We start from the raw sequence: 10,983 nt of genomic DNA, 5'->3' as shown, positions 1-10,983 counted from the left end.
CCCCGATGCAGGTCCCTTTCCGTGCGACGACTGCCGTGCGTCGACAGCGGCCGCTCTGGGGACGAACCTCGACCCGCCGCCGACGTCCGTGAGCGGGGCGTTCCTCGCCGGCCTGGTCGCCGGCTACGGCGTCGCCATCCCGGTCGGCGCGATCGCGATCCTCATCCTGGGGCTCAGTGCCCGTACCTCGTTCCGGGTCGGTGCGGCCGCGGCGCTCGCCGTGGCGACGGCCGACGGGCTCTACGCGGCGGTCGCCGCGTTCGGCGGCGCTGGCCTGGCCGACGTCATCGCGCCGGTCGCCGGGCCGCTGCGGGTGGTCGCCGCCGTGGTCCTGCTGGGGCTCGCCGGGCACGGCCTGTGGCGGACGTGGTCCGCGCACCGCTCGCAGCGACCACCGACGGCACGCGCCGGTCGGGGCATGAGTACTCCCGGGCGGGCCTACGCGGCGCTGCTCGGGTTGACCCTGCTGAACCCGATGACGGTGCTCTACTTCACCGCGCTGGTGCTCGGCCGCCGGGACACTGCCGACTCGGGCGTGGTCCCCGTGACGCTCTTCGTGGCCGGGGTGTTCCTGGCGTCGGCGAGCTGGCAGTTGGTCATCGCCGGCGGTGGCACGGTGGTCGGCCGGGCGCTGACCGGGCCCCGGGGCCGGCTGCTCACCGGCCTGGTCTCCAGCGCGCTCATCGCCGCGCTGGCGGTGGCCGCGGTCCTACCGGACTAGCCGTCACCTTCCGCCGACTGCGTTGGTCCACCGGGCCGGCTGACCCCGCGTTGTGCCCTCGTGCCGCCCGGGGGCCCGGACGGGCTGGCGGTGCCGTACGGTCGGGCGGTGACCAGTCGACCCGCAGCCGGCGGAGGCCGGTGGGTCGAGGTGGACCCGGCCCGCGTCGGCCGCTGGGTCGAGGGCTTCGCCGACCGGCACGGCCCGCCCACCACCAGCGCGCGGGAGTACGGCCTGCTGCTCGCCGCCCCGGACGGGGCAACCGCCGAGCTGTACGCCCCACCGGGTGCACCGGCCAGCGCGGATGTGGCCGGGTTCGTGGCCTCCGCTGTCATGCCCCGTCGGATCGGCCTGCTGCTGGCCCGTAAGGGCGCGGTGGCGATCGGGGTGGCCGAGGGCGCCGACCTCGTCGTCTCCAAGGTGGACACCCGGTACGTGCAGGGGCGTACCGCCGCTGGGGGCTGGTCGCAGCACCGGTTCGCCCGCCGACGCGACAACCAGGCGAAGGCGGCGCTGGGCGACGCGGCGGACCTGGCCGTACGGCTGCTGTTGCCGGAGGTGACGACGCTCGCCGCGCTGGTCTGCGGCGGTGACCGGCGGGCGGTGGACGGGGTGTTGGCCGACCGGCGGCTGGCCCCGCTCGTGCCGTTGCGGGCGGAGCGGCTGCTCGACGTGCCGGAACCCCGGCACGCGGTGCTGGTCGCGGCGGTGAGCGCGGCCCGGGCGGTACGGATCCTGGTGCGCGATCCCGACTGACCTCGGCCGATCCCGGCGTCACCGGGGGAGACGACCGCCACCCAAAACGGGGTTCCCGGCGTGCTGCCCGGCTGGCGGTCGGAGGATGGGCGCGTGGAGTTTCTGGTTGACATGGTGACGACGGTGCCGCAGGGAACCTCGGAGGACGGGGTGGCCGACATGCGCGCGCGTGAGGCGGCGCGCTCGGCCCAGCTGACGGCCCAGGGCAGTCTCCTGCGGCTGTGGCGGCCGCCGCTGGCGCCGGGGGAGTGGCGTACGTGGGGGCTGTTCCAGGCCGACGACGCCGATGAGCTGGAAGCCGTGCTCGCGTCGATGCCGCTGCGCGCCTGGCGGCGCGAGACCGTGACGCCGTTGACGCCGCACCCGAACGACCCGGGTCAGCCGCCTCGCTGAGCCGGCAAGGGCACGCCGGCTCGACAGGCACGCCATGGGAAACGTCCGTCAGCAGGGAGATCATCATGTCCGAGGCGCAGATTCTGCGTACCGTCCTCGACCGGTGGAAGTCGGCGGTCGACGCCCACGAGCCCGACCGCGTCGCGGCGTGCTTCACCGATGACGCGATCTTCCAGGGGTTGCAGCCGTACACGGTTGGTCGTGCCGGTGTCGCGGCGTACTACGCCGGGCAGCCGCTCGGCCTGACCGCCGCGTACGACATCCGGGAGATCCGCCGTCTCGCCGACGACGTGGTCCTCGGCTATCTGGAGGTGGAGTTCGGCTTCACCGACCGGCCGGCCCTGACCGTCAACCTCGGCGTACTCCTGCGGCGGGTCGACGATGACTGGCTCATCGGCCACTACCAGGTCTCGCGGCTCACCTGATCCGGCAGCTTCGGTGGGAATGACGATCGTGGCAGGCTCGCGGGGGAGCCTGCCACGATCTCGCGACGAGGTCAGAGCTGGTCGGTGCCGAAGGTGTCGCAGGTCTTCGGGTCGCCGCGGTCGTAGCCCTGGGTGAACCAGCGCTTGCGCTGCTCGGACGTGCCGTGGGTGAACTGGTCCGGGTTGACCCGCCCGCCGGAGCGCTCCTGGATGCTGTCGTCGCCGATCGCCTCGGCGGCCTGCACGGCCTCGCTGATGTCGGTCTGGGTGATGGACTTGAACAGCGGCTCCTGGCCGGTCTTGTCCTTGCTCTCGGTGGCGTGCTTGGCCCAGGCGCCGGCGTAGCAGTCGGCCTGCAACTCCAGCCGTACGGAGGCGGAGCGGGGGCCGCTCTGGTCGCCCTGGCCGGCCTTGGCGTTGGTGCCGAGCAGGTTCTGGATGTGGTGCCCGTACTCGTGGGCGAGCACGTACGGCTGGGCGAACTCGCCCTTGGCGCCGAACCGGGAGGCCAGCTCGTCGTAGAAGCTCAGGTCGATGTACACCTGCTTGTCGGCGGGGCAGTAGAACGGGCCGACGCCCGAGTCGGCCTGCCCGCAGCCGGTGTTCACGGCAGCCTGGAAGAAGTTGGTGTCGGTCGGCTCGTACTGTCCCTTGCCCACCTCCGGGTAGGCCTTCTGCCAGTAGGCCTGGATGCTGTTGACGTAGAGCGCGTTGCGGCAGCGCGCGTCGTCGAGACGTTCGGGGTTGTCGCGGGAGCACAGCTGCTCCAGGTCGGTGCCGCCGGCCTGACCGCCGCCCTCGTCGCCGTTGGTCATGGCATTGAGGCCGAAGCCGCCGCCGAGCAGCGCGACGAGCACGGCCACCACGATGCCGATGATGCCGCCCCGACCGCCGCCACCGGGGATGGGGATGCCGAAGCCGCCGCCGGATCCGCCACCGCGGCCCACGTCGTTGACCTGGGAGGTGTCGATTTCGGCCCGCTCGTTGAGTTCCATGGTGACCCCGATCGCCGTATGCCAGTAATTGTCTGTTGTGTGTCGTTTCGTCCATCGAGTGCCGGACGGGGTCCGGACAGGCGTTCCGGTACCCGATGATCTTGATCGGTAATCCGGGCAGGCCGTTCGGCGGCGCCCGGTACACTTGTCAGGTGCTGCGCTGCGAAGGCTGAACCGCCCCGCGCCGTCGGGCCCCTTGAGCCCGCCGGCCGTTTCGCGTGCCCCGAGTCAGCCTTCCGAACCCCGAGAGCGAGCCCGCAAACATGATCACTGCCACCGGCCTGGAACTGCGTGCCGGTTCCCGGATCCTGCTGTCCGACACCACGCTGCGCGTGCAGCCCGGTGATCGGATCGGCCTGGTCGGTCGCAACGGCGCCGGCAAGACCACCACGCTGAAGGTGCTCGCCGGCGAGGGGCAGCCGTACGGCGGCCAGATCGACCAGCGCAGCGCCATCGGCTACCTGCCGCAGGACCCGCGCACCGGTGACCTGGAGGTCACCGGCCGCGACCGGGTGCTCTCGGCGCGCGGGCTGGACGTGCTGATGGCGCAGATGCAGGAGGTCGAGGCCCGCCTCGCCGAGGACTCCAGCGACAAGCTGGTCCGTCGGTACGGCGCGCTGGAGGACCAGTTCGCCGCCCTCGGCGGGTACGCGGCCGAGGCTGAGGCCGCGCGGATCTGCGCCAACCTCGGCCTACCGGACCGGGCACTCGCGCAGACCATCGGCACCCTCTCCGGTGGTCAGCGTCGCCGCATCGAGCTGGCCCGGATCCTGTTCCGCGACGCCGGCGAGAACGGCGGCGGCATCCTGCTGCTCGACGAGCCCACCAACCACCTCGACGCCGACTCGATCACCTGGTTGCGGGGCTTCCTCGCCAACCACAAGGGCGGCCTGATCGTGATCTCCCACGACGGCGCGCTGCTGGAGTCGGTGGTCAACAAGGTCTGGTTCCTCGACGCCACCCGGTCGGTCATCGACGTGTACAACCTGGGCTGGAAGGCGTACCTGGAGGCGCGTGAGACCGACGAGCGGCGCCGCCGTCGGGAGCGGGCCAACGCGGAGAAGAAGGCCGGCGCGCTGATGGCGCAGGCCGACAAGATGCGGGCCAAGGCCACCAAGACCGTGGCCGCGCAGAACATGGCCCGTCGTGCCGAGAAGCTGATCTCCGGCCTGGAGGAGGTGCGGGTCTCCGACCGGGTGGCCAAGGTGCGTTTCCCCAGCCCCGCGCCGTGCGGCAAGACCCCGCTCACGGCGACCGGCCTGTCCAAGTCGTACGGCTCGCTGGAGATCTTCACCGACGTCAACGTGGCGGTGGACCGGGGCTCCCGGGTGGCCATCCTCGGGCTCAACGGCGCCGGCAAGACGACCCTTCTGCGGATGCTCGGCGGTCTGCTCAGCCCGGACACCGGCGAGGTGCACGCGGGGCACGGCCTGCGGCTGGGCTACTACGCCCAGGAGCACGAGACGCTGGACGTGGAGCGGACGGTGCTGGAGAACATGCGCGCCGCCGCCGTCGAGCAGTCCGACACCGACCTGCGCAAGATCCTTGGCGCGTTCCTCTTCTCCGGTGACGACGTGAACAAGCCCGCCGGCGTGCTCTCCGGTGGTGAGAAGACCCGGCTGGCCCTGTCCACCCTGGTCTGTTCCGGCGCCAACGTGCTGTTGCTCGACGAGCCGACGAACAACCTCGACCCGGTCAGCCGGGAGCAGGTGCTCGACGCCATCGCCAACTACCCCGGCGCGATCGTCCTGGTCACCCACGACCCGGGTGCGGTGCTGGCGCTCAAGCCGGACCGGGCCATCCTGCTGCCCGACGGTGACGAGGACGCCTGGAGCGACGACCTGCTCGAACTGGTCGAGCTGGCCTGACCGGGAACGGCTCGGCCCGTTCCCAGACCTGGCCCGCCCGCCGGCTCGGCCGGCTCTCAGCCGAGCAGGTCGACCAGTCGGCCGAGTACGCCGGAGCTGACCAGGATCACCAGCCCGATGGCGATGAAGATCGTCGGCACCAGCCAGGCGCCGGCGCGTTCGACCAGCCGGACCACCCTCCGGTGCCCGCCCAGCCAGGCCCCGGCCACGCACCACAGGGCGATCAGCAGCACGAAGACCAGCAGGAACACCGCGCTGTCGGCCACCCCGAGGGCCCGGAAGACGGGTACGTAGACCGCGACGTTGTCGGCGCCGTTCGCGATCGTCACCCCGGCCACGCCGAGCGCCCCGGTGACGACCGCGGGCGCCTCGTCGTCGCCCGAACCCCGCAGCGCGCGTACGCCGAGCGCGATCGGCAGCAGGCCGAGCAACCCCGTCCACGGGTCGGGCACCACCAGGAGCCCACCCGCGATCACCGCGCTGGCCAACGCGAGCGCACCGATGCCGAGGTATTGTCCGGCGACGATTTCCCAGGTGCGGGGTTGGCCGGTGGTGCGGGCCGCGACGAAGAACAGCGTCAGGATGACGATGTCGTCGATGTCGGTGGCGGCGAAGACCACGGCCGCCGCGCCCGCGGTGCTGAACACGTCGATCACGGACCGAAGGGTACGGTCGTCGGCTGCCGCCAGCTCGCAGCGGTGGTACGCCCGGACGCTGCTGCCGCTCGATCGCCAGGATCACTCTATCGGGAAGCTGACATTGCATAGCGTGTCGGTTGGCGAAGAGTTGATATCTGGCGCATGATCGTTCGAGGCGGTCTAATAGGTGGGACCGTATCCGAACCGCACAGTCTGGGACGTGAGGACACAGCATGGCAGCCACTGGCACAGCCACCAGCACTGAGAAGGGTCGCCGGATCGTCGGAGCCGAGCGTCAGACGCTCGCCAAGGACCTGGTAAAGCGGTACACCTCGGGGGAGAGCATCCGCGCGTTGGCGGCCTCGACCGGCCGTTCGTACGGGTTCATCCACCGAGTGCTCACCGAGTCCGGCGTGCAGCTGCGTCAGCGCGGTGGTGCCCGGCGCCGCAAGAAGGCGTGACCCGCCCCTCAGCGTCGTCCACCAGCGCCGCGCCCCGGGACGTCCGGTGACCGCCGAGGCGACCGGGGTTCGGCTGACCTGCGACGGGCCGGTCGCCACGGTGACGTTGTGCCGGCCCGACGTGCTCAATGCCCAGACGCCCGCGATGTGGCGCGCGATGAGCGACTTCTCCCGTGACCTGCCCGGCGACGTGCGGGTGGTGGTGGTCCGCGGTGAGGGTCGCGCGTTCTCGGCGGGCCTCGATCTCGCGGTGGCCGGCGCCTCCGGTCCGGGGTCGTTCGCCGAGTTGGCCACGCTGCCCGAGCAGGAGTGCGCGGAGCGCATCGCGGAGTTCCAGGCCGGTTTCACCTGGCTGCACCGGCCGGATGTCGTCTCCGTCGCGGCCGTGCAGGGCCATGCCATCGGTGCCGGCTTCCAGCTCGCGCTCGCCTGTGACCTGCGTGTGCTGTCCACCGACGCGAAGCTGTCGATGGCCGAGGTGACGCTTGGCCTGGTGCCCGACCTGGCCGGCACGAAGCGCCTCGTCGAGTTGGTCGGTTACGCCCGGGCGTTGGAGATCTGCGCGACCGGCCGCCGGTTGGACGCCGCCGAGGCGGACCGGATCGGGCTGGCCACGCTGGTCGTGCCCCCGGCCGAGTTGGACGCCGCGGTGCGGGACCTGACCGCCGGTCTGCTCTCCGGGGCCCGCGACGCGGTGGTGGAGATCAAGGCGTTGCTCGCCGGTGCCGCCGGGCGGTCGCACGCCGACCAGCAGCGCGCCGAGCGGGAGGCGCAGACCCGTCGGCTGCGTGACCTCGCCGGCAGGGGAGAATAGGTAAGGACCGCACGGGAAGAACCGGGTTACGACTGAGGTTGTCACACTCGTCGGGAGAATTGACCTGACGGTGCGGTCTGCCCGGCAACCCGGAGGTGAGCGATGTCCAACCCGATGTCCGGCGGTGGCATGGCCGGGTGGAGCATGCTCCGGTCGATGCGCAACCGCGACGAGGTCTCCACCCACCGGCTCAAGCGCGGGGTGGCCCGCCGCATCGTCGCGTTCGCCCACCCCTACCGGCGCGACATCATCGTCTTCCTGGCCACCGTGGTGTTGGCCGCCATCATCGGCGTGGCCACTCCGGTGCTCGCCGGTGACGTGATCAACGCGATCAACCGGGGCGGCACCGAGGCCGGCCGGCTCGTGGTGCGGCTGGCCCTGTTCATCGCCGCGCTGGCGGTCGCCGACGCGCTGCTGTCGCTGGCCCAACGGTGGTACTCCGCCCGCATCGGCGAGGGCATCATCTTCAACCTGCGCACCCGGGTCTACGACCACGTGCAGCGGATGCCGTTGCAGTTCTTCACCCGGACCCAGACCGGCGCCCTGGTCAGCAGGCTCAACAACGACGTGCTCGGCGCCCAGCGGGCGTTCACCTCCACCCTGTCCGGTGTGGTCAGCAACGTCATCCAGTTGGTGCTCACCGCGGCGGTGATGTTCACCCTCTCCTGGCAGATCACCGCGCTCTCACTGGTGCTGCTGCCGATCTTCATCATCCCGGCCCGCCGGGTCGGCAAGCGGCTGGCCGACATCACCCGTGAGGCGTACAACCTCGACGCCAAGATGAACGCGACCATGACCGAGCGGTTCGGGGTGGCCGGCGCGCTGCTGGTGAAGCTCTTCGGCCAGCCCGAGATCGAGGCCCGCCGGTTCGCCGGCCGGGCCGAGCGGGTCCGCGACATCGGCATCCAGTCTGCGATGTACTCCCGCACGTTCTTCGTGGCGATGCTGCTGGTCGCCTCGCTGGCGCAGGCGCTGACCTACGGCCTCGGCGGCTGGCTCGCGGTGACCGGCGGCGTCAGCGCCGGCACCGTGGTGACTCTGGCGCTGCTGCTCACCCGCCTGTACGGGCCGCTCACCGCGCTCTCCAACGTCCGGGTGGACGTGATGAGCGCGCTGGTCTCCTTCGACCGGGTCTTCGAGGTGCTCGACCTCAAGCCCGGCATCGTGGAGAAGCCCGACGCGGTGCCGGTGCCCCGGGGCGCCGGCCGGGTCGACTTCCGGGACGTGCGATTCCGCTACCCGAGCGCCGCCGAGATCTCCCTCGCCTCCCTGGAGGAGGTCGCCACGCTCGACCGGACCGTCAACGAACCGGTCCTCAAGGGTGTCTCGTTCAGCGTCGAGCCGGGGCAGATGGTCGCGCTGGTCGGCCCGTCCGGGGCGGGCAAGTCGACCCTGTCGATGCTCATCTCCCGGATCTACGACGTCAGCGACGGGCAGGTGCTCGTCGGCGGGGTGGACGTACGCGACGCGACGCTCGCCTCCCTGCGTGACGAGATCGGTGTGGTAACTCAGGATTCGCACCTGTTCCACGAGACGATCGCCGAGAATCTTCGCTACGCCAAGCCGGACGCCACCGACGACGAGATCTGGGCCGCACTGGCCGGGGCGCAGGTGGCCGACCTGGTCCGGGCGCTGCCCGACGGGCTGGACACCACCGTGGGGGAGCGCGGCTACCGGTTCTCCGGCGGCGAGAAGCAGCGCATCGCGATCGCGCGACTGCTGCTCAAGGCCCCGTCGATCGTGATCCTCGACGAGGCGACCGCACACCTGGATTCGGAGAGCGAGGCGGCGGTGCAGCGGGCGCTGTCGGTGGCGCTGGCCGGGCGTACCGCCCTGGTGATCGCGCACCGGCTCTCCACCGTGCGCGACGCCGACCAGATCCTGGTCCTCGACGGTGGGCGGATCGTCGAGCGGGGGCGGCACAACGACCTGGTCGCGGTCGGTGGGCTCTACGCCGAGTTGTACCGGACCCAGTTCGCCGTCGCCGACTCGCCCACCCCGTTCGTCGACGCGACCGGCCCGGAGCCGGTGGTCATGCCGCTGGGCACCTACCGCGCCGACGAGGTGCTCCCGCCCGCCGCCGCCAACTGACGGCAACCAACAAGGGGCCGCGTGCGTCACTGTCACTCCGGCGAGCCCCGCGCGTTGATCGACTCGGGTTCCTGAAAGTCGCGGTGTCCGACTCGCCGCGACCGCACGACTTCCGTGAAGCCGAGTCGATCAAAGGTCGGGTGCTCCGGCGGGCCGACGGTCCGGTAGCTCGGTCGCCGTTCGCAACTCGGCGAACGCCAGGCCCAGGGTGACCGGGGTGAAGTGCGCGTTCAGGCCACTGGGGTTGGGCAGCACCCACAGCCGGGCCCCGGCCAGCGACTCCGGCTGCGGCCCGAAGGTGGCTTTCGGCCGCTGAAAACCGATCCGGTACGCGGTCACCCCCACCACCGCCACCCAGCGCGGCCGGTACCGGGCCACCTTGTCGGTCAGGATCGCCGCGCCGTCGAGGAGTTCCTCAGTGCTCAGCTCATCCGCGCGGGCGCTGGCCCGGGCGGCCATGTTGGTGATGCCGAGCCCGAGCCCGGGCAGCTCGTCCTGTTCGCTGGGGTGCAGGAGCCGGGGGGTGAACCCGCCCCGGTGCAGGGCGGGCCAGAACCGGTTGCCGGGCCGGGCGAAGTGCCAGCCGGTCGCCGCCGACCACAGGCCCGGGTTGATGCCGACGAAGAGCACCGCCAGCCCCGGGGCGAGCACGTCGGGGATGGTGCGATCGGCGGCGGCCGCCAGCTCCGCGCGGGTCGGCCGGGCCGTCCCCGCCGCCGCCCGGTCCCGTCGGGTGGGCCGTGTTTTGATCGACTCGGGTTCCTGGAAGTCGGGGTGTCCCGGTGGCGTCGACCGCCCGGTTTCCTTGAAGCCGAGTCGATCAACGGCTGGGTGGTCGGGCTGGGCCTTCTCGGGCGGTGTCACGGCACGGGCAGGTCGGGCCCGCTCGGGGGTCACAGGCCGCGCAGCGCGCCGCCGTCGACCGGCAGGGTGATCCCGGTGAGGTAGCTCGCGGCGGGGGAGAGCACGAACGCGGCCACCCGGCCGAACTCGGCGGGGTCGCCGAGGCGGCGCAGCGGGATGCTGGCCTCGGCGTCGGCGCGGGCGCGATCCGGGTCGCCGGTCGCGGCGAAGAGTTCCCGGTTGCGGTCGGTCATGATCCGGCCGGGCAGCAGCCCGACGACCCGGACCCCACGTGGGCCGTAGTCGTCGGCGATGTCCTTGGCCGCGCCGACCAGGCCGGGCCGGAGCCCGTTGGAGATACCCAGGCCGGGCACCGGGCCGCGAGCCGAGGTGGAGAGCACCAGCCCGATCGCGCCGCCCTCGGGCAGTGCGGCGGCGACCGTGCGGACCGCGCGGACGGTGCCCAGGAAGACGGTTTCGAAGGAGAGCCGCCACTGCTCGTCGGTGATCGCCGCGGCGTTGCCCGCCGGTGGGCCGCCGACCGAGATCAGCGCGCCGTCGAGCCGGCCGAAGTGCTCCTGGGCGGCGGCGACGAGCTGCCCCGGGGTTTCCGGGTCGGTCAGGTCCGCGGTCAGCCCGACGGCGTGCTCCGGGCCACCCAGCCGCTGTGCGGCGGCGGCCACCGCGTCCGGGTCCCGAGCAGAGAGCACCACCCGCGCACCGTCGGCGACCAGGCTCTGCGCGGTCGCGTAACCCAGGCCGCGGGAGGCGCCGGTGAGGACGTACACGCGGTCGGTCAGTCCGAGATCCATAAGTCCGATCCTGCCGCATCCGGTACGCCGTCGCCAGCACGGGTGGATGCCCGTGGGGCGGGGCGCAGCAGGCGTACCCGGCCGGCGATCTGCACCGCGACGGCGCCGCCGGCGCGGCAGATCGCCGGGCGTGTACGATAGGAGGGGCCCACGTCTGAACGCCCGG

Annotated in this window: 12 protein-coding genes and 1 pseudogene; 8 read left to right on the top strand and 5 right to left on the bottom strand. The window is 72.1% G+C overall.

Annotated elements, in window-relative coordinates; translation table 11 throughout:
- The first annotated feature begins 88 nt into the window (after positions 1–88).
- The 4 genes from PSH25_RS03755 (at position 89) to PSH25_RS03740 (ending at position 2,295) form a co-directional block, all read left to right on the top strand.
- Complete coding sequence (locus tag PSH25_RS03755; protein ID WP_238657666.1) at positions 89–721, top strand: LysE family transporter; 633 nt, start codon at positions 89–91, stop codon at positions 719–721.
- Between the two features lie 108 nt (positions 722–829).
- The gene (locus tag PSH25_RS03750) at positions 830–1,477 is read left to right on the top strand and encodes an acVLRF1 family peptidyl-tRNA hydrolase (RefSeq protein ID WP_308193614.1); all 648 of its coding nucleotides are present in this window, start codon (positions 830–832) and stop codon (positions 1,475–1,477) included.
- A 93-nt stretch (positions 1,478–1,570) separates the two neighbouring features.
- Positions 1,571–1,870 (top strand): muconolactone Delta-isomerase family protein, encoded by a 300-nt coding sequence (locus PSH25_RS03745; protein ID WP_238657662.1) that lies wholly within the window; start codon positions 1,571–1,573, stop codon positions 1,868–1,870.
- A gap of 65 nt (positions 1,871–1,935) precedes the next feature.
- Entirely contained in the window at positions 1,936–2,295 is a 360-nt protein-coding gene (locus tag PSH25_RS03740; RefSeq protein WP_238657661.1) for a YybH family protein, read from the top strand.
- Between the two features lie 71 nt (positions 2,296–2,366).
- Here the strand turns inward: PSH25_RS03740 and ypfJ are convergent, their stop codons facing one another.
- Complete coding sequence (gene ypfJ / locus PSH25_RS03735) at positions 2,367–3,290, bottom strand: KPN_02809 family neutral zinc metallopeptidase (protein WP_238657660.1); 924 nt, start codon at positions 3,288–3,290, stop codon at positions 2,367–2,369.
- Between the two features lie 263 nt (positions 3,291–3,553).
- Between ypfJ and PSH25_RS03730 the strand changes: the two genes are divergently transcribed.
- Positions 3,554–5,158, top strand: coding sequence for an ABC-F family ATP-binding cassette domain-containing protein (locus PSH25_RS03730; RefSeq protein ID WP_238657659.1), 1,605 nt, complete (start codon positions 3,554–3,556; stop codon positions 5,156–5,158).
- A gap of 56 nt (positions 5,159–5,214) precedes the next feature.
- Here the strand turns inward: PSH25_RS03730 and PSH25_RS03725 are convergent, their stop codons facing one another.
- Positions 5,215–5,814, bottom strand: coding sequence for a cadmium resistance transporter (locus tag PSH25_RS03725; RefSeq protein WP_238657658.1), 600 nt, complete (start codon positions 5,812–5,814; stop codon positions 5,215–5,217).
- Between the two features lie 215 nt (positions 5,815–6,029).
- Between PSH25_RS03725 and PSH25_RS03720 the strand changes: the two genes are divergently transcribed.
- From PSH25_RS03720 to PSH25_RS03710, 3 genes are all read left to right on the top strand, one after another.
- Complete coding sequence (locus PSH25_RS03720; protein ID WP_007462679.1) at positions 6,030–6,257, top strand: helix-turn-helix domain-containing protein; 228 nt, start codon at positions 6,030–6,032, stop codon at positions 6,255–6,257.
- Positions 6,258–6,303: 46 nt separating this feature from the next.
- Complete coding sequence (locus tag PSH25_RS03715) at positions 6,304–7,071, top strand: enoyl-CoA hydratase/isomerase family protein (protein ID WP_238657657.1); 768 nt, start codon at positions 6,304–6,306, stop codon at positions 7,069–7,071.
- Between the two features lie 114 nt (positions 7,072–7,185).
- Positions 7,186–9,162, top strand: a complete 1,977-nt coding sequence (locus tag PSH25_RS03710) for an ABC transporter ATP-binding protein (protein WP_238657664.1) — start codon at positions 7,186–7,188, stop codon at positions 9,160–9,162.
- A 129-nt stretch (positions 9,163–9,291) separates the two neighbouring features.
- Here the strand turns inward: PSH25_RS03710 and mug are convergent, their stop codons facing one another.
- From mug to PSH25_RS34140, 3 genes and pseudogenes are all read right to left on the bottom strand, one after another.
- The gene (gene mug / locus PSH25_RS03705) at positions 9,292–9,912 is read right to left on the bottom strand and encodes a G/U mismatch-specific DNA glycosylase (protein ID WP_238657663.1); all 621 of its coding nucleotides are present in this window, start codon (positions 9,910–9,912) and stop codon (positions 9,292–9,294) included.
- Between the two features lie 143 nt (positions 9,913–10,055).
- Complete coding sequence (locus PSH25_RS03700) at positions 10,056–10,817, bottom strand: SDR family oxidoreductase (RefSeq protein ID WP_238657656.1); 762 nt, start codon at positions 10,815–10,817, stop codon at positions 10,056–10,058.
- Positions 10,802–10,983 (bottom strand): annotated as a pseudogene (locus tag PSH25_RS34140) (hypothetical protein); the annotation flags it as partial. The pseudogene PSH25_RS34140 and the gene PSH25_RS03700, both read right to left, overlap by 16 nt.

This window comes from Micromonospora foliorum (assembly GCF_022229015.1).
In the GTDB taxonomy this organism is placed as follows: Bacteria; Actinomycetota; Actinomycetes; order Mycobacteriales; family Micromonosporaceae; genus Micromonospora; species Micromonospora foliorum.
Note: the sequence above shows the minus strand (reverse complement) of the source record. Positions and strands in the feature narration are given on the sequence as shown.

Excerpts from the sequence above, each read along its gene's own strand:
- PSH25_RS03740 (WP_238657661.1), top strand. The coding sequence starts at position 1,936 with ATGTCCGAGGCGCAGATTCTGCGTACCGTCCTCGACCGGTGGAAGTCG.
- ypfJ (WP_238657660.1), bottom strand. The coding sequence starts at position 3,290 with ATGGAACTCAACGAGCGGGCCGAAATCGACACCTCCCAGGTCAACGAC.
- PSH25_RS03730 (WP_238657659.1), top strand. The coding sequence starts at position 3,554 with ATGATCACTGCCACCGGCCTGGAACTGCGTGCCGGTTCCCGGATCCTG.
- PSH25_RS03720 (WP_007462679.1), top strand. The coding sequence starts at position 6,030 with ATGGCAGCCACTGGCACAGCCACCAGCACTGAGAAGGGTCGCCGGATC.
- PSH25_RS03710 (WP_238657664.1), top strand. The coding sequence starts at position 7,186 with ATGTCCGGCGGTGGCATGGCCGGGTGGAGCATGCTCCGGTCGATGCGC.
- PSH25_RS03700 (WP_238657656.1), bottom strand. The coding sequence starts at position 10,817 with ATGGATCTCGGACTGACCGACCGCGTGTACGTCCTCACCGGCGCCTCC.